The organism is Actinomycetota bacterium (assembly GCA_030650795.1).
GTDB lineage: Bacteria > Actinomycetota > Actinomycetes > S36-B12 > S36-B12 > UBA11398.
Genome location: JAUSDJ010000002.1, coordinates 309527 through 333980, shown reverse-complemented (window position 1 = coordinate 333980; position 24454 = coordinate 309527). Strand labels below are relative to the sequence as shown.

Sequence of the window (24454 nt, the reverse complement as noted above, 5' to 3'; positions counted from 1 at the left end):
GCCTTCCGGTTTGGAATTGTCATCGAGTTGCTGATTGGCTACGTCAATGGAACTCTCCGGAATCCTGAGCGGACTCTTTGCTGGTGTAGTGATCGGGCTGATCGCCCGCATCTTGGTGCCCAGCATGCAACCGATTGGCTGCTTCCTTACGGTCTTCATCGGCATCCTCGGTGCTGCCGGAGGCATTGCCCTGGCAACTGCGGGCGGATGGGACGACAGTTTCTGGCTGACCTTCATTACTCAGATTGTGATTGCCACCATCTTGGTTGCGATTGTCGCTTCGCTGTTCAGAAGGAGTTCTCCATGACCTCGCTTGCACCTGATCGACGCACTGTGCTCCTTGGTCTTTGTGGAGTTGTGGCCGCCGGACAACGGTGCTTGGCGCTGTCCCTCGCACGGTTCGACGTATGCGGTAAATGGCAAAGTGACAGGTGGCCCAGCAGAACGTGATCTGGCTGCTGTGATGTCAGTCTTCAAGAACGGCGTGCTCACTTTCGGCTGAACGCTAATTAATGATGGCCCATCGCTATGCGATGGGCCATCATTGTTGTGGGCGATACTGGAATCGAACCAGTGACCTCTTCCGTGTCAAGGAAGCGCGCTAGCCCCTGCGCCAATCGCCCAAGACCGCAGAAGACTACACGTGGGCGACCTTGTTGGGGCATGCGGCCATGTGCACGCGATGGACGTTGCCAATGAATGCGCTGTTTGTGGAATGCGAGTCACAGAAGTGCCTGTAAATGGGCTTTGGATGTGCAGGTCTGGCTTGCGCGAGAGCCGATCTCGACTTGAGGTGGAGACGGGATTTGAACCCGTGTAGACGGCTTTGCAGGCCGTTGCCTCGCCTCTCGGCCACTCCACCGCTTCGCCCGAAGGCGCAGACTGCGCCAAATTGGCGCTGACGAGCGGACGACGGGATTCGAACCCGCGACCCTCACCTTGGCAAGGTGATGCGCTACCAGCTGCGCTACGTCCGCATGACCTGAACGGTCGATGAAGAAGACTATCTGACGTGCTGCACTGACGCGAACCTGGGGAGAGCGGCGCGGCAGAATGTAGATGTGATTGTTCATGCCCACGAGCCGCTGGCATACGCGGGCGGCAAGTGGGCAACTGATCTGGTTGAAGTCTCGTCAGATTGGTCGGTGCTGGAGTCCCAAGGACTTTGGATCGGCGTCGTTCCATACGAAGGCGTGCCGAGATTTCTTCGCTTCGAAACGTGGAGTGAGCAGATGCCGGTGCTTGTCGGCAGTTCTTGGAAGGGGCCTGATGTGGGCTCCTGGACGAGTTCGATGGATAGAGACAGCTACATCGCTGCCGTAGAGGCGACTCGGGAAGCCGTGGCGGCAGGTCAGGTCTATCAAGCCAATATCTGCCGGGTGCTTCGTGCACCACTAGGTGACCTTGATCGCGACATTGCCGGGCTGCACTCGCTGCTCATGCGCGATAACCCGGCGCCCTTTGCCTTCATGTTGCGGGTCCCCGAACTCGATCTGCATATCGCCTCGGCTAGCCCTGAGTTGTTTCTTTCGCGCGAAGACGAGCTGCTGATTTCAGGCCCGATCAAGGGGACGGGGCGCACCCTTGCCGATCTCACAGACAAAGACAGAGCCGAGAACATCATGATCGTGGATCTGGTGCGCAACGATCTAGCGCGCGTTTCGCAGGTGGGCACCGTTGAAGTCCCTCATCTGCTGCAAGAAGAGCAGCATCCCGGGCTTGTTCATCTCGTGTCCCAAGTTTCGGGCCAGTTGATACCCGGCACTTCCTGGGAGCAGATCTTCGACTCCACATTTCCTCCTGGCTCCGTAACCGGAGCACCAAAATCAACAGCGCTGAAGTTGATTGCAACACTCGAACCTGCGGCTCGTTCCTGGTACTGCGGGGCAATGGGATGGATTGATGTTGACGCCGACACCGCAGCACTCAGCGTTGGTATTCGCAGCTTTTGGATCGAGGGCGATGAGTTGTGCTTTGGCACTGGGGCAGGGATCACCTGGCTTTCAGATGCAGCACGTGAGTGGGCGGAGACTGAGTTGAAGGCAGGTCACCTCACCGCAGTGGCTAGCCGACAATGGAGCACTGCTGATGGGAGACGAGAGTGATTTGGTGGGGGACGATTTCCGGCGGTGAACTGCTTGAGGATTCGGCGCGACCGATCTCGTATTTGGATCGCGGCTTTCTCGTTGGCGAGGGAGTATTCGAAACCTTGGTAGTGAAGAACGGTGTGCCGTTCGCACTCACCCGTCATCTTGATCGCCTTGAGCGATCTGCAGCAATTCTTAGACTTCCGGTGTTGGATCTTGAAGTGATCAGGCAGGCCGTAGCCGATGTGGTGGATGCCAATCTCGAAAGCGTGGGCGCCTACGGCCGATTGCGCATCACCATCACTTCGGGGGACGGGTATCCAAGTGTGCTGGCCACTTTTGCTGCGCAAGCCCATTGGCCTGAGACCACCAGTGTCATCACAGTTCCATGGGTAAGAAATGAACGATCTGCAATCGTCGGAGCCAAGACCACTTCCTATGCCGAAAATGTGGCCGCGCTTGCGGCCGTGCAAGCCAAAGGAGTGTCCGAAGCGCTGCTCGCCAACACTCAGGGTCTGCTGTGCGAAGGCACCACCTCGAATGTCTTTGTGGTGATTGATGGCAAGGTAATGACGCCGAGTTTGGCCAGCGGTTGTCTACCGGGCGTCACTCGCGACTTGGTTTTGGAATGGTGCGGGGCGCAAGAAACTGAGTTGCCCTACGAAATCCTTGAGTCCGCCGATGAGATATTCCTGACTTCATCCACTCGGGGGGTTCATCCGGTAGCACGCATTGATGAACGCATGCTCGATGCTCGACCCGTGGGCACTGCGCTGCGTGCAAGCTTTGCAGAGCAGTGCAATGAGACGATCGATCCCTAGCAGCAAGACCTCCTTCCCTTTCTTTGCTAGATCCCTTGATAGGTGCGAGTCAGACTGAAGGGACTCCACTGATTCGCGATGCCTGGCGCGCTTGCGTTCACTGTGCAAAAGCCACGCTTCTTGAACTTCAACGTGACAGCGCCACTGGATGGAAAGCCAAGAGCGCACACGGTGCGGCTTGACTTCGCAACCGCCCAGTTGATGGCCTGACCGGCATTGGTTTCTCCCTGTGCTGCTGTCTGCAAGACCGTTGTCTGCTTGGCCTTCACCTTGCCTGAAAGCGGCGCATTGAGTACAGCTGTTTGCGTTCCCAGACCAGGGGTGACCGTGTAGTTCTGCGCGACCGGTGCGTAGCCATTGCCACCTGCTGAGCGGGCGATCACCGTGCACTGGCCGGTGGCAACGCCAACGGTCAAGGTCAGACCAGACGTCGTGCACGGCCCGGTGTCAGACAAGGTGACGGCTGCTCCCGAAAGAGTGCCGGCCTGGAAAGTGATCGATGTTCCCTGCCCCAGTTGGTAGGTCCCATTGGGAGCCCACTGGCCAACTCCAGGCTGGATCAATGTGATGACATCAGTTGCGACTGGTCCGGTGTTCATCGTGATGACTTCACTGGTGGAGCCAGATGCACCTTGATTGGACGTGTAGTTGGCGCCAATCTGCACCTGTCCAGAGATAGTCGGCGTCCACTGATAACTGGCCACGCCATTGATGAGCGGAACCGACGGGCTGATCGGCACCCCGTTCTGGGTGAAGCCGACGGAGCCTTGGATGGTGCTTGGGGCGACCGTGGCCTTGAGAGTCTGCGGAACGCCAACGCTCATCGTCGGCGGCAGACTCAAATAGATCGGGCTGCCGCTGGAAGTTGCGATGGTCACGTCCTGAGGTGAGGTGGAGACCTGCGCGTTGTTGTCACCAGAGTAAGTCGCTTGGAAGGTGTAAGAGCCAGCCGAAGTAGGAGTCCACCAGTAGTAGGCGTAGGCCTGGCCTGCCCCTGGCCCCGCGGTGAGTCCCATGGTCTGCAGGGTCACACCGTTGATGTCCTTCACGACAACAGTTCCGGTGGGCGAGTAACTGCTCGCACTGCCCGACTGCACAATCACCATGATCTTTGTGGCGGTGCCAACCTGGGCATTGTTCGGCGCGTTGACCGTGGTCGAAGTGGCAACCGTGGAGATATTGGCACCGCCCAGTGGCACTGGCGTGCATGTGCTGCCAATTGATGCCTGAGTGACGAGCCCGGTGATATTGGGAGTCCAGTAGATCGTGCCGTCTCCATTGATGTCGGCCCAGACAGGGTTTGCGCTCGACACGGTGCCGTTGCTGTAGGTAACTGAGAAGAGCAACTCAGAACTCGGGCACACATCTTGAACATTGATCACCTGCGTGATGCCCACAGCACCGCTGCCGTAGCCGCTCACCGATACGGCCTGTGCTGGGCCGGCCGCCAGGCCAAGTGCTCCAAGGACCAGACCAGCAGTCGCGAGCAGGCGCAAGCCTCGGCGTTTGTGGGAGTCATGCATGGTGGTTCTCCTTAACTGGGCGGCAGCGCGCATAGATCACATTGGCTGAAAGGTAACTTGATCGGAGGAGCTTCTCCGGCTGCCACGCATGAAGCAGCAGCACCGCGGAGAACGGAGTGCTGTGAGATAGAGTTCCGCTCATTCCGGGCGATTGGCTCAGTGGTAGAGCACTCGCTTCACACGCGAGGGGTCACTGGTTCGAACCCAGTATCGCCCACCAACCGGAACGCTTTGGTATGGCGTTGTGGCGTAGATAAAGAGGAGATTCTGTGGCACAGACCGCCTTCGACATCGTGGGCGGGGATCGCTCAGTCGTCGTCGCTCGAATCAATGGGGAGATTCGCGATCTCTCAACCGAAATATCCGAAACTGATCTCGTAGAGCCCATCTCAGTCCAGACTCCTGAAGGCTTGGCCGTGCTGCGGCATTCGGTGGCGCACGTTCTGGCTCAGGCAGTCCAGGACACCTTTCCCGATGCAAAGTTGGGCATTGGCCCACCGATTCAAGACGGCTTCTACTACGACTTCGACGTGGAACGCCCATTCACCCCTGATGATCTGGTTGAACTTGAGAAGCGCATGACCTCGATCCTCAAGAGTGGTCAGCGCTTCGAGCGTCGCGTTGTCTCAGATGATGAGGCCCTGGCTGAACTTGCCGCAGAGCCATACAAGCTTCGGCTGATCGGCAGCGCAGGTGGAGCCGAGGTCATGGAAGTTGGTGGCAAGGAACTCACCATCTATGACAACGTCAATATCAAGACGGGTGAACGCTGTTGGGGAGATCTCTGCCGTGGCCCACATGTTCCCGACACTCGCTACATCCCCACCAACGCCATCAAGCTGATGCGCACCGCTGCTGCCTATTGGCTCGGCGACCAGAAGAACGAGCAACTCCAGCGCATCTACGGCACTGCTTGGCCCTCCAAGGATCAGTTGAAGGGGTACCTCACATTTCTTGAGGAAGCCGAGCGTCGCGATCACCGACGTCTGGGTGCCGAGCTCGATCTCTTTTCGTTCCCGGAGGAAATTGGCTCAGGCTTGGCTGTGTTCCACCCCAAGGGCGGAGTCATTCGTCGGGTGATGGAGGACTACTCACGGCTGCGCCATGACGAGGCTGGCTATGAGTTCGTCAACAGCCCGCACATCACCAAGGGCGCGCTCTTCGAGAAGTCCCAACATCTGGATTGGTATTCCGAAGGCATGTATCCACCCATGCATCTGGATGCCGAATTTGATGATGAGGGCAATATTCGCCGGCAAGGCCAGGACTACTACCTCAAGCCGATGAACTGTCCAATGCACAACCTCATCTTCGATGCTCGCGGTCGTTCCTATCGCGAACTGCCACTGCGACTATTCGAATTCGGCACGGTCTATCGATACGAGAAGTCCGGAGTCGTGCAAGGCCTGACCCGCGCTCGCGGCTTCACCCAAGACGATGCACACATCTACTGCACCAAGGAGCAGATGCCCGGCGAGCTCGATTCGCTGCTCACCTTCGTTCTTGATGTGCTGCGTGACTATGGCTTGAACGATTTCTACCTTGAGTTGTCCACGCGCGATCCTGAGAAGTCGGTTGGCTCTGTTGAAGTCTGGGCCGAAGCCACCGAAATCCTCCGCCTTGCGGCGAGCAATCAGGGCCTGGATCTTGTGCTGGATGAAGGTGGCGCCGCCTTCTACGGTCCAAAGATTTCAGTCCAGGCCAAGGATGCCATCGGACGAACCTGGCAGATGTCGACAATTCAGGTGGATTTCAATCTTCCCGAACTTTTCGATCTGCAATATCAAGCCTCTGATGGCACCCGGCAGCGGCCAGTCATGATCCATCGAGCCCTCTTTGGCTCGATCGAACGGTTCTTTGCAGTGCTGCTGGAGCATTACGCGGGCGCCTTTCCACCTTGGCTTGCACCGGTTCAGGTCATCGGAATCCCGATCACCGATGAGCACATTGAGTATCTGACTGAAGTAGCGGCCCGGTTGCGCGCACATGGGATTCGCGTTGAAGTTGATACGTCTGATGACCGGATGCAGAAGAAGATTCGCACTGCTCAGCGGCAGAAGATTCCCTACATGCTGATTGCCGGTGACGAAGACAAGGCGGCTGGGGCCGTGTCCTTCCGATATCGCGACGGAACCCAGAAGAACGGTGTGGACATAGAAGCGGCCATCGCCGAGATCGTTGCCGCGGTTCAAGCTCGCGAACAGGTGTAGAGATGTCAAGCGCCTGGGATCGACTCTGGACCCCGCATCGCATGAGTTACATCAAGGGTGAGGGAAAGCCCACGCATGGTGATGAGGGCCATGACTGTCCTTTCTGCCGTTCACCAAATCTTGCGGACACAGACGGCCTGATAATTGCCCGTGGCGAATCGGTCTATGCGCTCTTGAATCTGTACCCATACAACGCAGGGCATCTGATGATTTGTCCCTACCGTCATGTGGCCGACTACACCCAACTCACGCCAGCAGAAGTGAGCGAACTTGGTGCTTTCACCCAACGCGCTATGGCCGTGCTTCGAACTGTTTCCAACGCCCAGGGCTTCAATATTGGGATGAATCAGGGGGAGGTCTCGGGAGCGGGAATCGCAGCACATCTGCACCAACATGTGGTGCCGCGTTGGGGTGGTGACACAAATTTCATGCCCGTTATTGCTGGCACCAAAGTCATGCCGCAACTCCTGGAACAGACGCGTGTGATGCTTGCTGAGGCCTGGAACTAATCGACCAGCGGCAACAGTTGGATACCAGTCTTCTTGGGTATTCTGGCGAAGCCTGCGGATTCACGCGTAAAAGTTCCTGCCCCATGCGAAAGCGAACGAATGTCAATCGCGTAGCGCGATAGTTCCTGCGCAGGCACAACTGCAATCAAGGTCACAGTGCCGTCGGCGGCAACATCTGATTGCGTGACTCGGGCGCGTTTGATCTCAAGATCCTTTGTGATGGCGTCGACAAATTCCTCGGGAGTTGTGATGGTCAAGGTGTCGATTGGTTCGAGGAGAATTTTCGTTGCGTTGCTTTCCGCATCCACTACGGCCAAGCATCCGGCACGTTCGAAGGCGTGCACTGAAGGATGTGGCACCGGGAGGTCAACGTCGGTGATCCGAATTCGAACGTCGGTAGTGGGGTAACCAGCCAGAGCGCCCTGCATCATTTGTTGTCTCACTCCACGCTCGACAGCGGCTCTGAAGTGAGGAGGGCATTCTTCTTGATCCACCCCATTGACGATCTCAATGCCGGAACCTTGGTCAAGGGGTTCCATCTCGATTGAGCAGGCCACCATTGGCCCATCTTCATCCGATGGATCACAGCTGGCGCCATGACCGCGCGTGGGGGCAAGCAGGGTTTCGCGCAATGAGATCTTGAGTTCCTCTGCAACGACTTCGATCGCGAATCTCTCCCGCATGCGTTCAACGGCGAGTTCGCCATGTGCCTCTCCCAGGCACCACAGCACAAGTTGCCCATCAATCAATTCAAATCTCAGCGTCGGATCTTCAGCAATCAATCGTTCGAGTGCTGGCGCGAGGTGAGTCTCGTGGGCAACGACTGCCGTCGAAATCGCAATTGGCAACCGTGCCTCAGGCATGAGCCACGGCTCAATAAGCATCGGGTTTGTGGTGTACGAAATCGTGTCGCCCGTCTCAGCGCGATTGAGTTGAGTGACGCTGACGATGCTGCCGGCGATCGCGCTCTCAACATTGGTGCGAATAGCTCCGACAGACAGCCAGAGTTGACCGTCGCGCTCGGTGAGATCGTGATCGAAGCGGTCACCGCGGTTGTGAAAGTGACCTGAGATGTGCAGTGGGGCTTCTGCGGGCAGCCTGCCGGAAAACACGCGTACGAGGGAGATCTTGCCAAGTTGGGGATCGGTCGTTGTCTTGATCACTTCGGCGCAAAGCGGGCCTTCAGGATCGGCCGTCAGTGGCGGAATTGCTTCGCCCTGGGGGTTGGTGACCATCGGCAATTCACGCTCGAGTGGTGATGGGAAGGATCGAACTATGAGATCGAGAATAAGTTCTGCGCCAACGCCGTTGTTTCCGGAAAATGCCTGGACCGGAAAGAAATGGCCGCGCACGATGGCGCGCTCAAGATCGCTCGAGAGAAGTTCCGCGCTGATCTCCTGACCTTCAATGATGAGGTCCATCAGAACTTCATCGTCGGATTCAGCGGCGATGCCTTCCATGAGCGCTTTCCTCGCATCAGCGGTCATGGCCAAGTGCTCAGGATCGGCAGCTCGCTCCTGACGTTTTGCACTGCTCCATTCGTGAATGCGATTGGTGATGAGATCCAGCACGCCGACGAACGAACCATCGTCATCGAGAACTGGTAAGTGCAACGGAAGCACATCGCGACCACCTGTGAACATGCGGTGGCAAACCGCAACTGTTTCTTCGAAATCCGACTCTTCGTTGTCGAGATTGGTCACCACCACAGCGCGAGGCATCTTGATGGCTTCGCACTCGTCCCAAAGATTTCGGGTAGCGGCATCGATGCCATCCATTGATGAAACCACGAAGAGTGCGGCGTCGGCGGCGCGCAGTCCAGCCCGCACTTCACCGAGATAGTCTTCAAAGCCAGGCGTATCAAGAAGATTGATCAGACAGTCGCCATACTCAAGTGAGGCAATCGAAAGACCTACGGATCTGCCCTGGCGACGGGCGCTGGAGTCGTGATCCAGAGTGGACGTGCCAGAGTCCACTGAGCCTGCCGAGGTAATTGCGCCCGATGATGCGATCAGATGTTCAGCCAGCGTGGTCTTGCCAGAACCTGTCGCGCCAAGAAGCACCACATTGCGAATCGCCGCAACCTGGGTTGGCTGGGCTGGACCGAACGTCATTAAGGGCCTTTCAATTGATCTGAATGCGTCCAGACTCCACCTCCTGGGCGCAAGCCGCAACTCGCTCTCAGCAAGGATTCAGATGATTCCCGGTAGCATCGGACATTCGCGCCGCTCAACACCTGGAGAAGCATGCTGAACAACCCCGGTGCGCGACAGGTGATAACTGCTGTACTGCTGCCGCCAGCCAAATTCTTGCTTCGGATCAAGGTATCGCCAGATGTCATAACGCTGGTTGGAACCTTGGGTGTCGTGCTCTCCGCGTTGATCTGTTTCCCGCATGGCCGTTTCATCTTGGGTGTTGTGCTTATCACCGCCTTCGCACTCAGCGATCTACTCGACGGCACCATGGCGCGCCTTGCCGGCACGAGTGGACCATGGGGAAATTTCCTGGACGCGACCTTGGATCGGATTGCAGACGGCGCTATTTTCGCTGCCTTCATCTGGTGGGCTCTGCTCAATGATCAGCTGGGTGTTGGCTTGGCTGCCAGTTTGGCTCTGGTGACCGGTCAAGTGACCTCGTATGCGAAAGCTCGGGCCGAAGCTGTGGGTGCCACCGCAAATGTTGGCATTGCTGAACGGGCTGAACGCCTCATCATTGTGCTGTTCGCCGCGTTCCTCACTGGCTTTGGCGTGCCCTATGTACTCCCAATCGCCTTGTGGCTCATTGGAGCCCTCGGTGTGATCACAATCGTGCAGAGGATGGTCTACGTGCGTGGGCAGTTGCGAACGTGATCAACGCAGCAATGGCGCGTGGTAGGGCCACCGAGGAGGCCTTTCGACTTGCCTGGTTTGCGAGTCGGCATCTGCCCGAATCCAGTGTGCGCTCTGCATTCATGATGGCGGCCGACCAGGTCTATCGCCGCAATGGAACAGGGGTGCAGCGCCTTCGGATGAATCTGAAACGCGTTCGGCCTGATTTTTCGACAGCCAAATTGGAGAAGATCACCAAGGCCGGCATGCACAGTTATATGCGCTATTGGATGGAGGCCTTCAGGCTGCCGTCTTGGACAACGGAACAGATCCGAGAGCGCTTCTATCTGGACAACACCAAGATGCTCGACGAAGCCATGGCAACCGGATCTGGCGTGATCATGGTCCCCGGGCATCTGGCCAACTGGGACTCGGCCGGGGCATGGGCAGCGGATCGATACGACGGGTTGGCGACTGTTGCCGAACGACTCAAGCCAGAAGGCCTGTTCACCCAATTCCTTGAATACCGCCGCGCCCTGGGAATGAACGTTCTGCCTCTAGGCGAACCAGATGTCGTGAGATCCCTGGCCCGGACCTTGCAGCGCGGCGGCATGGTCGCATTGCTGGGCGACCGCGACATTGGCGGAAACGGAGTCGAAGTCGACTTCCTGGGAGGCCGGGCGACACTACCCGCCGGCCCCGCGCTGCTCAGCACGCTGACGAGTGCGCCCATCCTGCCAATCGGGCTTTGGTACGACGGTCCGAAATTGCGTGGGCACATCTACGAGCCAATCATCCCGAATCCTGGCGAGGATCGAGCCACGCAAGTCCAACAGATGACGCAGAAAATGGCCATTAGCCTTGGCCAGGCAATCTATGAACATCCGCAGGACTGGCACATGATGCAGAAGGTTTGGTTGTGAGCGCTCAGATGCGCATTGGCATGGTCTGCCCCTATGCCTGGGACGTTCCGGGAGGAGTGCGATCGCACGTTGCTGATCTGACTGCTGAGTTGCGACAGCGGGGTCATTTCGTTGACATCCTGGCGCCCTTGGATGAGGACAGTTCCGTGGCTCACGAAGTCACCAATGGAGGCAAGCCCGTTGCTGTTCGCTACAACGGCTCGATCGCGCGATTGAACTTTGGCCTGCGGGCCACGCGACAAGCCCGAAAGTGGATCCAGGAAGGCAACTTCGATCTGATCCACGTGCACGAGCCGATGGCACCTGGGCTTTCGTTGCTCTCCATTTGGGTCGCTGATGGCCCGATTGTTGCCACCTGGCATTCATCGAATCCGCATTCCCGCATCTTGGCGAGTGTGAATCGACTTGCTCAAACGGCGATGGAAAAGGTCAGTGCACGTATCGCGGTCAGCGAAGATGCCCGGCGGACCCTCGTTGCACACGTCGGCGGCGATGCAGTCCTGATTCCCAATGGTGTTCGCGTGCAAACCTTCGTTGGCGCCGGAACGCACCCGGCTTTCACGACTCCGGGTCACTCATTGCTCTTTCTGGGTCGGCTCGACGAATCCCGCAAGGGCTTGGCCGTGTTGCTCGAAGCTATGCCAGCGATCATCGCAGGTGACCCCGAGGTTCACCTCTACGTTGCGGGTCCCGGCGATATTGGAGACTTCCAAGAGCAGTTGTCACCTGTCGTGCGGGAGCACATCACTTTTCTCGGCCTCGTAACCAACGAAGAGAAAGCGCAGGCACTGCACTCGGCGGATGTGTATATCGCGCCAAACACTGGTGCTGAATCCTTCGGAATAGTGCTGATCGAAGCGATGGCCGCGGGCACTGCGGTTCTCGCTGCCGACCTTGCGGCATTTGCGCGAGTGCTCAACGACGGCAAGGCAGGCCAGCTCTTTGCCAATGAGGACAGCTCTGCCTTGGCCATCGCCGCGCTGCGGTTGTTATCGGATCCGCAAGAACGCGCCCGGCTCGTAGCTGCGGGCACTGATCGAGTCCGCAGATTCGACTGGGATGTTGTCGTTGACGATGTGCTTGCGGTGTACGACAGCGTTACAGCTTCTGGAGAGAGAGTGACTGAGGATCTGCGCGGACAGATCATGGGCCGATTCAGCAACGGACTTGGGCAGGGAGGTCGCTGATATGAACTGGTGGTTGCTTGCCCTAGCGAGCGTTATCGTGCTCATGTTCGCCTGGTACTTGAGTACAACAGCCGGACGACTCGACCGACTTCATCGACGAATCGAGACTTCCACCTTTGCCCTCGATGCACAGTTGCTTCGACGATCCTCGATCGCAATTGAACTGTCTGTTGCAGATGTTCTTGATCCAGCGTCCAGTGAACTCATTGCCGAAACCGCTCATGATGCTCGCCAATCGATCGATGCCGATGTGCTTGAGCGCATCGCTGCCGAGTCAGCGCTGTCGGAAGTCCTGATGCAAGCCCTTGACGAAGTTGAAGAGGTCAATCTGCTGCGCGGGGACCCACTGGCAGCCGATCTGTTTGACGAGCTTTCGGCAGCTATCCGTCGAGTGGAGTTGTGCCGCAGGTTCCTCAATGATGCCGTTCTTGCGTGTAGCCAGATTCACCAGCATCGGCTCGTGCGGTGGTTCCGGCTCGCAGGACACACCCCTGTGCCAGTCACCTGGGAGATGGACGATCGACCACCGCAGGGACTTGGGATCATCGAGGCCTGACGACGGCACCTGCGGAGCTTTCTGGCGCGGGCCTACGATGGTGGTTCGTCAATGCTGGGCTGCCAGCTGCTGTGAAGAGGATGGTGCACGTGTCTGCTGAGCCTTTGGTCGGTACTGATCGCGTCAAGCGCGGCATGGCCGAGATGCTCAAGGGCGGGGTCATCATGGATGTCGTCACCCCCGAGCAGGCAAAGATCGCCGAGGACGCAGGCGCAGTCGCAGTCATGGCGTTGGAGCGTGTCCCGGCTGATATTCGGGCGCAGGGCGGTGTCTCGCGCATGTCGGATCCCGACATGATTGAAGGCATCATCGAGATGGTTTCCATCCCGGTCATGGCAAAAGCGCGCATCGGGCACTTCGTCGAGGCACAGGTCATCCAGTCACTGGGTGTGGATTACATCGACGAGTCCGAAGTGCTCACCCCAGCGGATTACACCAATCACATCGACAAGTGGAAGTTCACGGTGCCTTTTGTCTGTGGCGCAACCAATCTTGGTGAGGCCCTTCGGCGCATCAATGAAGGCGCCGCGATGATTCGTTCCAAGGGCGAGGCTGGCACCGGTGATGTCTCCAATGCCGTGACCCACATGCGCACGATTCGCGCCGAGATCAATCGCTTGGGCTCAATGGCGCCCGACGAGCTCTACGTTGCAGCCAAAGAATTGCAAGCGCCTTATGACCTCGTCGCAGACGTTGCCAAAAGAGGTTCACTGCCCGTGGTGTTGTTCACTGCTGGAGGCATCGCTACCCCGGCTGATGCCGCGATGATGATGCAACTTGGCGCCGATGGAGTGTTCGTCGGCTCGGGCATCTTCAAGAGCGGCCGCGGACAAGCAAGTCCGCAGGATGCACTGAAGCGAGCAAAAGCAATTGTGCGCGCTACCCGGCACTTCAACGAGCCCGATGTCATTGCCGAGGTCTCGCGCGGCCTGGGTGAGGCGATGGTCGGCATCAACGTTGCCGACATTCCAGTGCACCACCGCCTGGAGGATCGAGGCTGGTGAGCATTGCCCCGCACATTGGGGTGCTCGCTCTGCAAGGTGACATTCGTGAACATCTCGCATCGTTGGAAGCGGCGGGTGCTTCGGCTCGACCCGTAGCCACTGTCGCCGACCTCGCAGCGGTTCAAGGACTGGTCATTCCGGGCGGCGAGTCAACGACGATGTCGATGTTGGCGATTCAAGATGGCCTGATGGAGCCCCTGCAGCAGGCCGGCGCTGACGGAATGCCGATGTTCGGCTCGTGCGCGGGAATGATCATGCTGGCCGACCGGGTAACCGATGCCCGCGCCGATCAGCAGTTCATCGGCGGAATCGACATGACAGTCCGCCGGAACGCATTTGGGCGCCAGGTGGACTCCTTCGAGATTGACCTTGAAATGCGAGGACTCCAGGGCGGTCCACTTCGCGCAGTGTTCATTCGCGCTCCTTGGGTTGAGCAGACCGGCGCCGAGGTCGAGATCCTCGCTACCCTGCACACCGGTGAGCAGGCGGGTACGATTGTTGCCGTTCAGCAAGGACCGTTGCTCGCCACTTCCTTTCATCCGGAGTTGACTGGCGATCATCGAATCCATGCCACCTTCGTCGAGATAGTGAGGCACCACGCATGAGCGGTCACTCCAAATGGGCGACCACCAAGCACAAGAAGGCCGTGATCGATAGTCGTCGCGCGAAGCTCTTTGCTCGCCTGATCAAGAACATCGAGGTGGCCGCTCGTCAAGGAGGTGCTGATGTCAGCGGAAACCCCACTCTCTATGACGCAATCCAGAAAGCGCGCAAGAGTTCGGTGCCCCTGGAAAACATTGAGCGTGCAGTCAAGCGGGGAAGTGGTGCAGAAGCAGGCGGATCCGACTGGCTGACGATCATGTACGAGGGCTATGGACCCAATGGCGTTGCCGTGTTAATCGAGTGCTTGACGGATAACCGCAATCGCGCAGCCTCTGAGGTTCGGGTTGCGATGACCCGCAATGGCGGTTCCATGGCAGATCCGGGTTCTGTCTCCTATCTCTTTCAGCGCAAGGGCGTGGTGATCGTGCCCAAGGCCTCAGGCGTGACGGAGGACGACCTCCTGATGACGGTGCTTGATGCAGGGGCCGATGAGGTCAACGATCTCGGTGAGTCTTTCGAGGTGGTGTCCGAGGCCACCGACATGGTCGCCGTCCGCACCGCTGTTGAAGCTGCAGGCTGGGAGTACGAATCGGCAGACGCCACCTTCCTGCCAAGCGTCAGCATCCCGCTCGATGAGGATGGCGCTCGAAAGGTATTTCGGCTGATGGAAGCCCTCGAAGACAGCGATGACGTGCAGAACGTCTTCGCCAACTTTGATGTCTCTGACGAAGTCATGGCCTCCCTCGACTAGTTCGTCCACAGTGCGAGTCAATACCGTCATTCCGGGCGGACTCGCCGATAGTCTGTTCGAACTGATGTTCGATGGCCTTCTTCTCTGATCGCCTTCGAATCTGCCGGACTCGAGTCGATGGGAGAAGCCCTGTGCGTGTGCTGGGCGTGGATCCAGGGCTGACCCGTTGTGGCGTCGCGGTCGTTGATGGCGCTCCTGGTCAGAAGCTCACTGCGATCCATATCGGGGTCGTGCGGACCCCTCTTGATGCTGAACTTGCCGATCGCCTCGTGCTGCTCGAGCAGGGCTTGCTCGCTCTCGTTGCTGAATTCAAGCCAGATGCAATTGCCATTGAGCGTGTCTTCAGCCAGCACAATGTGCGCAGCGCCATGGCAACTGCGCAGGCCGCAGCCATTGCCTTGCTGGTTGCTGGTCGCGAGGGCATCCAGGTGTCTATGCACACGCCGACTGAAGTGAAAGCGGCTGTAACCGGCTCTGGTCGCGCCGACAAGGATCAGGTGAACTTCATGGTGACTCGACTTCTGGGCTTGGTTGAGGCGCCAAAGCCAGCCGATGCGGCCGACGCTCTCGCGATCGCGATTTGCGATGTCTGGCGCGGCACCGCCAAGCGTCGGCTTGCGGCGGCAGTTCGCGGGGCTTGAGGTGATTGCGTTCCTTCGCGGGGTTGTTCAAGCAGTGAGCTTGGATTCGGTCGTGATCGATCTTGGGGGAGTCGGCATCCAAGCCACCTGCACTTCCACCACAGCGTTGGCGCTGCGCGTTGGCGATCGTGCTGAGCTCCTTACTTCACTCGTTGTTCGCGAGGATGGCTGGACTCTGTTCGCGTTCACTGATGCGGCTGAACGCAGTGTCTTTGAGCAAGTGCAAACAATCACTGGCATTGGTCCGCGCATTGCGCTGGCAGTGCTGAGCACTTTGTCCCCAGATGAACTTCGTCGTGCAATTGCACAAGATGATCTCAATGCCCTCGTAAAGATTCCCGGCATCGGGCGCAAGGGCGCTCAACGCTTGGTGCTGGAACTGAAGGACAAACTCGGACCGCCAGTCGGCGGTCCCGGCGCCCAAAGTCTTGAAGCGCCATCTGGTTGGCACTCTTCGGTGACTGCGGGACTGGTCTCTCTTGGGTGGTCGGCCCGCGAGGCGGAGCTGGCTGCCGATTCCGTTTCACCATTGGCCGCGGCACAGTCGGTAGCCGAGCAGCCCAATATCGCGGCATTGCTCAAGGCTGCTCTCCAGAACCTGGATCGAGCATGAGCGAGCGACTCGTCGACGCTGATCTTGAACCAGAGGACTCGGCTGTCGAGGGAGCCTTGCGACCAAAGCATCTGGCCGAATTCGTGGGGCAAACACGGGTCAAATCACAACTCGGGCTGGTGCTTGAGGCAGCTCGCAAGCGAGGCCGACCGGCCGATCACGTGCTGCTCAGTGGGCCTCCCGGGCTTGGCAAAACCACTCTGGCGGGCATCATCGCCGCCGAACTCAATGCCCCGTTGCGCATCACTTCGGGTCCTGCCCTGCAGCATGCCGGCGATGTGGCTGCCATCTTGTCCAGCCTCCAACCCGGAGAAGTGCTCTTCCTCGACGAAATCCACCGCACTTCGCGGCCAGCTGAGGAATTGCTCTATCTGGCCATGGAGGATTTCCGAGTCGATGTTGTGCTGGGCAAGGGCCCCGGAGCTACGGCTATTCCGCTGGAGATCGCGCCGTTCACCCTTGTTGGTGCCACGACTCGCGCTGGATTGCTGCCAAGTCCCTTCCGCGATCGATTCGGATTCACTGCCCACCTCGATTTCTACGATCCACCAGATCTGGAAATCATCCTTGAGCGTTCGGCCAAACTCCTGGGGGTGGCACTCGACAAAGAGGGGGCTGCCGAAATCGCGGGTCGTTGTCGTGGCACTCCTCGAATTGCCAATCGTCTGTTACGCAGAGTGCGTGACTGGGCACAGGTGCACGGCGATGGTCAGGTTAATCTGTCCACTGCCCACGCTGCGCTTGATCTGTATGAGGTTGATTCGCTCGGGCTCGATCGCATCGACCGGGCCGTGCTGGAGGTGCTCATCAAGCGCTTTGGGGGAGGCCCGGTCGGGCTTTCCACCTTGGCAGTTGCCATCGGGGAGGAGCCCGAGACCATCGAAACCGTGGCCGAGCCCTTTCTTGTCAGATTGGGGATGATCGTGCGCACCCCACGTGGGCGGGTGGCCACGGCTACAGCTTGGAAACATCTGGGGCTGACACCGGCGATGCCCTTGCAGCCCACTCTTGACCTCGAGGGTTAGGGTGAACGGCTAGTCGCCGCGTGTCAGGAGAATTGTGGAAAGTTTGTCCGGCTTATTGCCGATCGTCATCATCATCGCGGCCTTCTACTTCCTGTTCATTCGGCCTAGCCAGGCCCGCAAACGGCAGCAGGCTCAAATGCAGACGACTCTCGTTGCGGGCGTTCGTGTCATGACCACGTCTGGCATCTTCGGCACTGTTCGCGTCGTTGAGGGCGATGTCATTCACGTGGAGATCGCGCCGAACGTTGTGATTGAGATGGTCCCAGCAGCTGTTGGTCGTGTCATCGTGCCTGCGTCTGCCGAGGCATCCAGTGGCGAAGCCCAGGAGGATGGCATCTGATGGCCCCGCCTCGTAATCTGAGCAATCCTCGGCGCTCGCTGAGCGCGCTGCTCATTCTGGTTCTGGGCTTGGCCATCTGGGCCTTCTTCCCCGGCACCGATCATTCGGTTCGCTTGGGCCTTGATCTTCAAGGTGGCACTCAGGTCATATTGATTCCGCATCCGGTAACTGAAGGTGCTGAGATCACCGAAGAGCAGTTGCAGCAGACGGTCACAATTCTGCGTAATCGTGTCGACGGCTTGGGCGTGGCTGAGGCCGAGGTCACGACTCAAGGCAGTGGCTCCGGTGCGGCGATCATCGTGTCGGTTCCGGGAACGAGCCCCGGCAGGCTCGTGGATCTTGTACAGAAGACAGCACTGCTGGACTTCCGGCCCGTCTACACGGTCCTGGCGCCTACGGCCAGCGGGCCCAAGGGCAGCAAGGCCGGCACCGTTCCCGTGCAGTCGGTGAAGCCAGATGCGGCATTCGAGAAGGCAGTACTCGCACTCGACTGCACGAATCCGATCAGTTACGGAGGTGGCACCCCAGACGATCCGACCAAATGGCTGGGCACCTGTTCCAAGGACGGCACAGCGAAGTACGTGCTGCAACCTGCGTTTATCAAGGGCACCAATGTCACCAGTGCCAGCGCGCAGTTGCCTACCAACGGCGTGACCTTCGTTGTCAACCTTGGCTTTGACTCTGAAGGGGCGAAGGCCTTGGCCACCGCCTCGACCACCCTTACAGCATTGCCCGATTGCGCCGTCGGCGGCCAATCCCCATGCAATGCCTTTGCGATCGTCCTTGATGGTGTCGTCACCTCCGCACCGCGCTTCAATGAGGCGATTCTTGGTGGCACCGCGCAGATCGAGGGCAATTTCAGCAACGAGCAAGCAACGGACCTCGCGAATATTCTGAAGTACGGCGCATTGCCTGTCACCTTGGAAACTGTTGACGTCACCTCAGTGTCGGCCACAGTTGGCGGTGATCAGCTGCAAGCCGGGATCATCGCTGGCCTGCTCGGCTTGGCCCTTGTCATGCTCTATCTGTTGTTCTACTACCGGATTCTCGGAATCGTCGCGAGCCTTTCACTCGTGCTCGCGGGCGTCGTTACCTATCTTGTCTTCATCGTGATGAGTAAAACCATCGGACTCACGCTGACTCTTGCCGGTGTTGCGGGTGCAATCGTTGCGATTGGTATTACTGCTGACTCCTTCATCGTGTACTTCGAACGAATACGCGATGAGCTTCGCGATGGTCGGACCCTTCGGCAGGCTTGCGAGAGTGGCTGGGTACGCGCCCGACGCACTTTGCTGGCGGCGGACTTCGTCTCATTGCTCGCCGCGATCGTGCTCTACATGCTTTCGGTGGGTGGCGTGCGAGGCTTCGCATTCGTACTCGGCCTTACCACGGTGATCGACGTTCTGATTGCCTTCCTGTTCACCCACCCTGTTGTCGTACTGATGGGGCGTAGTTCATGGATGCAGAGGGCCAGTCGCTGGAGTGGCCTTGACGCTGCGCGCACGAGACCAGTCGGCGTGAGCGAGACTCTTGCCTCCCGTCGCCGAAAAGCCCGCGCGGCTACCGAGGAGGTGTCGTCATGAGTCGCCTCTCCGGCTTTGGCCAACGGCTGTACAACGGACAGAGCTCCATTGACTTCGTCGGCCGCCGCAAGACCTGGTACCTCATCTCCGCGGCCATTTTGCTTGTTGCTATCGGCGCACTGCTGTTGCGTGGGCTCAATCTCGGCATTGAGTTCCGTGGTGGTGGAGACTTCGGTATTCCCAATGCGACCTGTTCGGTGGAGCAGGCCAGAGTCGTTGCCGAAGCGCAAACCGGTTCACAGGCCATCGTGACGGTTGCGGGAAATGGCACGGTTCGCGTGCAGACCGAATCGCTCACGACTGCTGAGAGCACGAAACTGGCAGCATCGCTTGCGAAGACCTGTGGTGTGGGAGTCGACACGATCAAGATCCAGGTGGTTGGTCCGACCTGGGGAAGTGAGATCAGCAAGAAGGCACTGCAGGGGCTCATTGTCTTCGTGCTCCTTGTTGTGTTGTTCATGTCGATCTATTTCGAATGGCGAATGGCCATTGCCGGACTCATAGCACTGGCGCACGACCTCGTCATCACTGTTGGCCTGTACGCACTGTTCGGGCTGGAGGTGACGCCCGCGACCGTGATCGGTTTCCTGACGATCCTTGGCTATTCCTTGTACGACACGATTGTCGTGTTCGACAAGGTGCGCGAAAACACTCGAAACATCACTGGGCAATCGGTGATGACTTTTGGCGAGGCGGCGAACCTCGCGGTGAACCAGACCCTGGTGCGGAGCATCAACACCTCGATTGTCGCGCTGCTTCCCGTGGTCGCGATCATCATTGTTGGGGCTGGAATTCTTGGGGCTGGAACTCTGCTTGATCTGGCAGTCGCGCTGGCCATTGGCATGGCGGCTGGCTCCTATTCCTCGATCTTCGTGGCCACTCCTTTCTTCGTGCAGATCAAGGAGAGGGAGCCTCAGATGATCGCGCTGACCAATCGCGTGCACGCGCGACGCGCACAGGCAGCCAGGGGTGGCAACGGCAAGGATGCATCCGTCGCTGACGATGTTGAACTGTCAACTCTTGTTGAGGCCGGACCTCGACAACAGCCAAGACGAGTCCCGCGCTCGAAGCGGCCCAAGAAGACCTGATGCTGCCAGACGTTGAACAGCTGCTGCGCTCCACAATTCGGCAGATCGACGATTGGCCGATCCCTGGAGTGCGGTTCCAGGATCTGACGGGTCTGATGGCTCACGGGCGGGCATTCTCATGCACCATCGCAGAGTTGGATGCCAAGCTCGGCGAGAGACCTCTGGACGAAGTAGTCGGCATCGAGGCGCGAGGATTTCCCTACGGAGCGGCATTGGCGCAGGTGCGAGGCGCTGGCTTCGTCACCGTCCGAAAGCCAGGCAAACTGCCTGGAGCGGTGCACGCTCAGGACTATCAGCTCGAGTACGGCACCGCCACCCTCGAATTGCATCAAGATTCTCTGGGCCCGGGAAGGCAGGTCGTGATCGTCGATGACGTGCTCGCCACTGGAGGTACTGCTGCTGCTTGCATCGACCTGGTGCGGCTCACAGGTGCCGAAATCGCTGCTGTGCTCGTGGTCATGGAAATCGATGCACTTGGCGGGCGTGAGCTCTGCTCTGCTCGTGGCGTACCGGTGATTTCACTACTTTCGGCCTGAGGTTCTAAACTGAATTACCCCAACACGCGAGGAGCACCGTGAGCACGGAAGCACCGCTTCCCACGGAGTTGTCACTGGCTCCGGCTGTCGTCGCGCCAGAGAATCTCTCACGTCGTTCTCGACTTCCAATTTTTGGCGGCCCTAGGCGGCAACACCCTGAGCTTGATCGCTTGATCCGCACTCTGCGCAAGTACCACCCCAAGGTCGATGCCCGATTGGTCGAGCGTGCATACGAAACTGCGGCATACCTCCATCGTGAACAGCGCAGACACAGTGGCGATGCCTACATAACGCACCCGGTGGCAGTTGCCGAAATACTGGCCGATCTCGGCATGGGTGGCACCACATTGGCTGCTGCGCTCTTGCACGACACCGTTGAGGACACTGGGTACTCACTGGATTCCCTGCGCGAAGATTTTGGCGATGAGGTCGCGACTCTCGTCGACGGTGTGACCAAGCTCGACAAGGTCAAATACGGAGACGCATCGACCTCTGAGACCGTGCGAAAGATGGTCGTGGCGATGGCTCGCGATATCCGCGTGCTCATGATCAAACTGGCAGATCGACTGCACAACATGCGCACTTTGCAGTGGATGAGTGAAGACAAGCAGCAAGCCAAGGCTCGCGAGACTCTCGAGATCTACGCGCCGCTTGCCCACCGTCTAGGCATCAACACTGTGAAGTGGGAGTTGGAGGATCTGGCCTTTGCCACTCTCTACCCGAAAATGTACGACGAAATCGTGCGACTGGTAGGCCAGCGATCGCCTCAAAGAGATCTTTACGTCGACGAAGTCATCACTGACATAGAAGCTGATCTTCGACAGAGCAAGATCAAAGGAACGGTCACTGGCCGACCAAAGCACTACTACTCCGTGTACCAGAAGATGATTGTGCGCGGACGCGACTTCGCAGACATCTACGACCTCATCGGCGTTCGAATCCTGGTCGAATCTGTGCGCGATTGCTACAGCGTGCTTGGCATCATCCATGCGAAGTGGAGTCCGATGCCGGGCCGCTTCAAGGATTTCATCGCCATGCCGAAATTCAACATGTACCAATCGCTGCACACCACCGTGATCGGCCCAGGTGGCAAGCCAGTCGAGCTGCAGATTCGAACTCTCGAGATGCATCAGGGTGCTGAATTCGGTGTCGCGGCACACTGGCGTTACAAGCAGGGCGATCAGTCCAACAAGCAGAGTCCAGATGAGTTTGCCTGGCTGCGCCAACTTGTTGAATGGCAGCGCGAGACTGAAGATCCTGACGAGTTCATGGATCAACTTCGCTATGACCTTGGATCCTCCGAGGTATTCGTGTTCACACCCAAGGGCGATGTCATCGCTTTACCCACCGGTGCCACACCTGTCGACTTTGCGTACACCGTGCACACCGAAGTTGGTCACCGATGTGTTGGTGCCCGTGTCAACGGCAAGTTGGTGCCTCTCGAATCGACGCTGAATAACGGCGATGTCATTGAGATCTTCACATCCAAGGCGGAGGGCGCCGGGCCAAGTCGCGACTGGTTGTCGTATGTGGCCTCGGCCAGAGCCAAGAGCAAAATCAAGGCCTGGTTCTCGCGTGAGCGACGAGATGAGGCCATCGAGCAGGGCAAGGATGCCATTGTGCGTGCCATGCGCAAGCAGGGTTTGCCGCTGCAGCGCTTGATGACGACTCAAGCTTTGCATGCCATCGCCTTGGATCTTCACCACACAGATGTCTCCGGGCTGTATGCCGCCGTTGGTGAGAATAAGGTCAGTGCAGCGTCGGTCGTGCAGCGCTTGGTCGAGTCTGTTGGCGGGGTCGAAGAGGCTGACGACGATGCGGCAGAAACGCTAACCCCGGCCCGTGCGCAGCGCAGAGATACTCGAAGTGCTTCCGATGTTGGCGTCATCGTGCTCGGAACTAACGATGTCTGGGTCAAGCTTGCAAAGTGCTGCACCCCGGTTCCCGGTGACGAAATCATCGGTTTTGTCACTCGCGGCAATGGAGTGTCAGTCCACCGCAATGACTGCGTCAACGTCCCTGAACTTGAACGCGAACCTGATCGAATGGTGGCCGTTGCCTGGTCACCAACGGCAAGCAGTGTCTTCCTCGTGAACATTCAAGTCGAGGCCTTGGATCGTGCCCGACTCTTGTCGGATGTGACGCGAGCACTGTCAGACACCCACGTCAACATTCTCAGCGCCTCAGTCACGACCACACGTGATCGCATCGCGATGTCGCGCTTCACCTTTGAAATGGCTGACCCGAAGCATCTTGGATCAGTATTGAAGGCCGTTCGAAATGTCGAAGGCGTCTACGACGCATATCGCGTGTAGAGAATGCGTCCTAACTACTGAACTCCTGAGCCGCTGAAGAAGCAGCGTTCAGCAATGCCTTGGTCGAGTCGACTGAAGCCTGGAGTCGTGCCGCATCGGCGGCCTTGCCAGCTTGCTTCGCTGCTGCGAGTTGCGCCTCAAGTTTTGCCAGGCCGTCAGCGAAAGCATTGGCAGTGGACTCCGCGCGCGCTCGAGCCTCGGGATTGCTCTTCTTCCAAGCCTTCGCCTCTGCTTGGCGAATGGATTCTTCGACCTTCTTCAGACGGCCTTCAAGGCGATCGCGATCAGGCTTGGGAACATCACCAAGCTTGTCCCAGCGATCCTGGATCGACCGCAGCGACTGCTTGGCCAATTTGAGGTCGGTTACTGGCAGAGCCTCAGCCTCAACTATCAGGGCATCCTTGGCGGGAACATTGATCTTGAGCTCTGCTTCCACTGCAGTTTCGGCTGCGGTGCGCGCCTCATAGAAGGCATCTTGCGCCGCCTTGAATCGCTTCCAGAGCTTGTCCTCGTCGCGTTTGGAGGTACGCGGAGCGGTCTTCCAGTCCTGCATCAGATCGCGAAGCTTGCGCGAGGTAGCGGCCCAGTCAGTTGAAGTCGCGAGTGCTTCAGCTGAGGCAATGAGCTCGCGCTTGCGCGAAGTGGCGTCCTTTCGCTGTACCTCAACTTCGGCGAAGTGTGTGCGGCGCCGCTTGTCGAAGGTGGCGCGCCCTCCGCTGATGCGCTTCCACACTTCCTGCTCAGAATTGCGATCCATGCGGGGGAGGGCTTTCCAGTCATCGATCATGCTGGTGAAGCGCTCACTCGTGGTTTTCCAAGCCGTGCTGGAAGCAAGGGATTCGGCTTCAACTGCCAGGGCTTCGCGAACTGCGAGGGCTTCGGTCTTCTGTGCCGCGCGGGCGGCCGAGGCTGCCGCCTTGGCATTCGAGATCGCCTCTTCGAGCATCGCAAGCTTCTGGAGCAGAGCTGCGGTATCGCCTACATACGCATGCGCGGCAATTGCGTCACGAACATGCGTGAGTGCGGTTGTGGATTGGTCGGCAGTGGCACGCGCATCAACCAAGCGCTGCGCGGTGAGATCCAGTTCCACCACAAGATCGTCATATTTGCGGCCGAAGAAGGCCAAGCCCTCGGCTGGAGGACCAGCAACCCACTGGCCCACCACAATTTCGCCCTCGGGGGCCAGCAGCACAACTGTTCCATCGGCCTCAACGCGCCCAAACTTGCTCGGGTCACTTGCCGGTGGCGCTGACTCTGCGGCCGGTTTTGGACGTCGCAGTAGCGCTGGCGTTGGTATCGCGCCGGGGCCGTGCTCGGTCATGCTGTGCCTTC

At 58.6% G+C, this 24454-nt stretch carries 24 protein-coding genes and 4 tRNA genes; 22 read left to right on the top strand and 6 right to left on the bottom strand.

Annotated features, from left to right (window positions below):
* The first annotated feature begins 46 nt into the window (after window positions 1-46).
* Complete coding sequence (locus tag Q7L55_01690; protein MDO8731277.1) at window positions 47-307, top strand: GlsB/YeaQ/YmgE family stress response membrane protein; 261 nt, start codon at window positions 47-49, stop codon at window positions 305-307.
* Between the two features lie 6 nt (window positions 308-313).
* On the top strand, window positions 314-502 hold the full coding sequence (locus Q7L55_01685) for a Rieske 2Fe-2S domain-containing protein (protein MDO8731276.1): 189 nt from the start codon (window positions 314-316) through the stop codon (window positions 500-502).
* Window positions 503-550: 48 nt separating this feature from the next.
* Here Q7L55_01685 and Q7L55_01680 read toward each other — a convergent pair.
* From Q7L55_01680 to Q7L55_01670, 3 genes are all read right to left on the bottom strand, one after another.
* Window positions 551-623 (bottom strand) — tRNA-Val (locus Q7L55_01680).
* Between the two features lie 168 nt (window positions 624-791).
* Window positions 792-862 (bottom strand) — tRNA-Cys (locus tag Q7L55_01675).
* Between the two features lie 42 nt (window positions 863-904).
* Window positions 905-977 (bottom strand) — tRNA-Gly (locus tag Q7L55_01670).
* Between the two features lie 84 nt (window positions 978-1061).
* Between Q7L55_01670 and Q7L55_01665 the strand changes: the two genes are divergently transcribed.
* Both Q7L55_01665 and Q7L55_01660 read left to right on the top strand, forming a co-directional pair.
* Window positions 1062-2105 (top strand): chorismate-binding protein, encoded by a 1044-nt coding sequence (locus Q7L55_01665; GenBank protein ID MDO8731275.1) that lies wholly within the window; start codon window positions 1062-1064, stop codon window positions 2103-2105.
* Window positions 2102-2908, top strand: a complete 807-nt coding sequence (locus Q7L55_01660; GenBank protein MDO8731274.1) for an aminotransferase class IV — start codon at window positions 2102-2104, stop codon at window positions 2906-2908. Before Q7L55_01665 ends, Q7L55_01660 begins: the two co-directional genes overlap by 4 nt.
* 26 nt (window positions 2909-2934) lie before the next feature.
* Here Q7L55_01660 and Q7L55_01655 read toward each other — a convergent pair whose 3' ends face one another.
* Complete coding sequence (locus Q7L55_01655; protein ID MDO8731273.1) at window positions 2935-4431, bottom strand: Ig-like domain-containing protein; 1497 nt, start codon at window positions 4429-4431, stop codon at window positions 2935-2937.
* A gap of 145 nt (window positions 4432-4576) precedes the next feature.
* Here Q7L55_01655 and Q7L55_01650 point away from each other — a divergent pair.
* The 3 genes from Q7L55_01650 (at window position 4577) to Q7L55_01640 (ending at window position 7150) form a co-directional block, all read left to right on the top strand.
* Window positions 4577-4651 (top strand) — tRNA-Val (locus Q7L55_01650).
* 49 nt (window positions 4652-4700) lie between these two features.
* Window positions 4701-6641: a threonine--tRNA ligase gene (thrS, locus tag Q7L55_01645; protein MDO8731272.1), complete on the top strand. Its 1941-nt coding sequence runs from the start codon at window positions 4701-4703 to the stop codon at window positions 6639-6641.
* 2 nt (window positions 6642-6643) lie between these two features.
* Complete coding sequence (locus Q7L55_01640; GenBank protein MDO8731271.1) at window positions 6644-7150, top strand: HIT domain-containing protein; 507 nt, start codon at window positions 6644-6646, stop codon at window positions 7148-7150.
* On the opposite strand, the gene Q7L55_01635 is transcribed toward Q7L55_01640, so the two are convergent.
* Window positions 7147-9264: a GTP-binding protein gene (locus Q7L55_01635; GenBank protein ID MDO8731270.1), complete on the bottom strand. Its 2118-nt coding sequence runs from the start codon at window positions 9262-9264 to the stop codon at window positions 7147-7149. The genes Q7L55_01640 and Q7L55_01635 overlap by 4 nt on opposite strands.
* Before the next feature lie 132 nt (window positions 9265-9396).
* Here Q7L55_01635 and Q7L55_01630 point away from each other — a divergent pair, with 132 nt between their 5' ends.
* The 15 genes from Q7L55_01630 (at window position 9397) to Q7L55_01560 (ending at window position 23122) form a co-directional block, all read left to right on the top strand.
* Complete coding sequence (locus Q7L55_01630; protein MDO8731269.1) at window positions 9397-9999, top strand: CDP-alcohol phosphatidyltransferase family protein; 603 nt, start codon at window positions 9397-9399, stop codon at window positions 9997-9999.
* A complete protein-coding gene (locus Q7L55_01625) occupies window positions 9996-10880 on the top strand; it encodes a phosphatidylinositol mannoside acyltransferase (protein MDO8731268.1) in 885 nt (294 codons plus the stop codon). The genes Q7L55_01630 and Q7L55_01625 overlap by 4 nt, the downstream gene beginning before the upstream one ends.
* Window positions 10877-12067, top strand: coding sequence for a glycosyltransferase family 4 protein (locus Q7L55_01620; GenBank protein ID MDO8731267.1), 1191 nt, complete (start codon window positions 10877-10879; stop codon window positions 12065-12067). Before Q7L55_01625 ends, Q7L55_01620 begins: the two co-directional genes overlap by 4 nt.
* A 1-nt stretch (window position 12068) precedes the next feature.
* A complete protein-coding gene (locus tag Q7L55_01615; GenBank protein MDO8731266.1) occupies window positions 12069-12623 on the top strand; it encodes a hypothetical protein in 555 nt (184 codons plus the stop codon).
* A 134-nt stretch (window positions 12624-12757) separates the two neighbouring features.
* Window positions 12758-13627, top strand: a complete 870-nt coding sequence (pdxS, locus tag Q7L55_01610) for a pyridoxal 5'-phosphate synthase lyase subunit PdxS (GenBank protein MDO8731265.1) — start codon at window positions 12758-12760, stop codon at window positions 13625-13627.
* Complete coding sequence (pdxT, locus tag Q7L55_01605; GenBank protein MDO8731264.1) at window positions 13624-14232, top strand: pyridoxal 5'-phosphate synthase glutaminase subunit PdxT; 609 nt, start codon at window positions 13624-13626, stop codon at window positions 14230-14232. The genes pdxS and pdxT overlap by 4 nt, the downstream gene beginning before the upstream one ends.
* Window positions 14229-14981 (top strand): YebC/PmpR family DNA-binding transcriptional regulator, encoded by a 753-nt coding sequence (locus Q7L55_01600; GenBank protein MDO8731263.1) that lies wholly within the window; start codon window positions 14229-14231, stop codon window positions 14979-14981. Before pdxT ends, Q7L55_01600 begins: the two co-directional genes overlap by 4 nt.
* Before the next feature lie 131 nt (window positions 14982-15112).
* Window positions 15113-15622 carry a crossover junction endodeoxyribonuclease RuvC gene (gene ruvC, locus Q7L55_01595; GenBank protein MDO8731262.1) on the top strand — a complete coding sequence of 170 codons (510 nt, stop codon included), beginning with the start codon at window positions 15113-15115 and terminating at the stop codon, window positions 15620-15622.
* 1 nt (window position 15623) lies between these two features.
* Entirely contained in the window at window positions 15624-16235 is a 612-nt protein-coding gene (gene ruvA, locus Q7L55_01590) for a Holliday junction branch migration protein RuvA (protein MDO8731261.1), read from the top strand.
* Window positions 16232-17260: a Holliday junction branch migration DNA helicase RuvB gene (gene ruvB / locus Q7L55_01585; GenBank protein ID MDO8731260.1), complete on the top strand. Its 1029-nt coding sequence runs from the start codon at window positions 16232-16234 to the stop codon at window positions 17258-17260. Before ruvA ends, ruvB begins: the two co-directional genes overlap by 4 nt.
* Window positions 17261-17294: 34 nt before the next feature.
* Window positions 17295-17600, top strand: coding sequence for a preprotein translocase subunit YajC (gene yajC, locus Q7L55_01580; GenBank protein ID MDO8731259.1), 306 nt, complete (start codon window positions 17295-17297; stop codon window positions 17598-17600).
* A complete protein-coding gene (gene secD, locus Q7L55_01575) occupies window positions 17600-19183 on the top strand; it encodes a protein translocase subunit SecD (GenBank protein ID MDO8731258.1) in 1584 nt (527 codons plus the stop codon). Before yajC ends, secD begins: the two co-directional genes overlap by 1 nt.
* Window positions 19180-20271, top strand: a complete 1092-nt coding sequence (gene secF / locus Q7L55_01570) for a protein translocase subunit SecF (protein ID MDO8731257.1) — start codon at window positions 19180-19182, stop codon at window positions 20269-20271. Before secD ends, secF begins: the two co-directional genes overlap by 4 nt.
* Window positions 20271-20807, top strand: coding sequence for an adenine phosphoribosyltransferase (locus tag Q7L55_01565; protein MDO8731256.1), 537 nt, complete (start codon window positions 20271-20273; stop codon window positions 20805-20807). Before secF ends, Q7L55_01565 begins: the two co-directional genes overlap by 1 nt.
* Before the next feature lie 128 nt (window positions 20808-20935).
* A complete protein-coding gene (locus Q7L55_01560; GenBank protein MDO8731255.1) occupies window positions 20936-23122 on the top strand; it encodes a bifunctional (p)ppGpp synthetase/guanosine-3',5'-bis(diphosphate) 3'-pyrophosphohydrolase in 2187 nt (728 codons plus the stop codon).
* Window positions 23123-23132: 10 nt separating this feature from the next.
* Here the strand turns inward: Q7L55_01560 and Q7L55_01555 are convergent, their stop codons facing one another.
* Entirely contained in the window at window positions 23133-24443 is a 1311-nt protein-coding gene (locus Q7L55_01555; GenBank protein MDO8731254.1) for a DUF349 domain-containing protein, read from the bottom strand.
* Window positions 24444-24454: the final 11 nt, after the last annotated feature.

Coding starts and splice junctions, on each gene's coding strand:
- Q7L55_01655 (MDO8731273.1), bottom strand. CDS start 4,431: ATGCATGACTCCCACAAACGCCGAGGCTTGCGCCTGCTCGCGACTGCT.
- Q7L55_01555 (MDO8731254.1), bottom strand. CDS start 24,443: ATGACCGAGCACGGCCCCGGCGCGATACCAACGCCAGCGCTACTGCGA.
- Q7L55_01690 (MDO8731277.1), top strand. CDS start 47: ATGGAACTCTCCGGAATCCTGAGCGGACTCTTTGCTGGTGTAGTGATC.
- Q7L55_01615 (MDO8731266.1), top strand. CDS start 12,069: ATGAACTGGTGGTTGCTTGCCCTAGCGAGCGTTATCGTGCTCATGTTC.
- secF (MDO8731257.1), top strand. CDS start 19,180: ATGAGTCGCCTCTCCGGCTTTGGCCAACGGCTGTACAACGGACAGAGC.
- pdxS (MDO8731265.1), top strand. CDS start 12,758: ATGGCCGAGATGCTCAAGGGCGGGGTCATCATGGATGTCGTCACCCCC.
- ruvB (MDO8731260.1), top strand. CDS start 16,232: ATGAGCGAGCGACTCGTCGACGCTGATCTTGAACCAGAGGACTCGGCT.
- Q7L55_01630 (MDO8731269.1), top strand. CDS start 9,397: ATGCTGAACAACCCCGGTGCGCGACAGGTGATAACTGCTGTACTGCTG.
- secD (MDO8731258.1), top strand. CDS start 17,600: ATGGCCCCGCCTCGTAATCTGAGCAATCCTCGGCGCTCGCTGAGCGCG.
- Q7L55_01565 (MDO8731256.1), top strand. CDS start 20,271: ATGCTGCCAGACGTTGAACAGCTGCTGCGCTCCACAATTCGGCAGATC.
- Q7L55_01600 (MDO8731263.1), top strand. CDS start 14,229: ATGAGCGGTCACTCCAAATGGGCGACCACCAAGCACAAGAAGGCCGTG.
- Q7L55_01635 (MDO8731270.1), bottom strand. CDS start 9,264: ATGACGTTCGGTCCAGCCCAGCCAACCCAGGTTGCGGCGATTCGCAAT.
- Q7L55_01640 (MDO8731271.1), top strand. CDS start 6,644: ATGTCAAGCGCCTGGGATCGACTCTGGACCCCGCATCGCATGAGTTAC.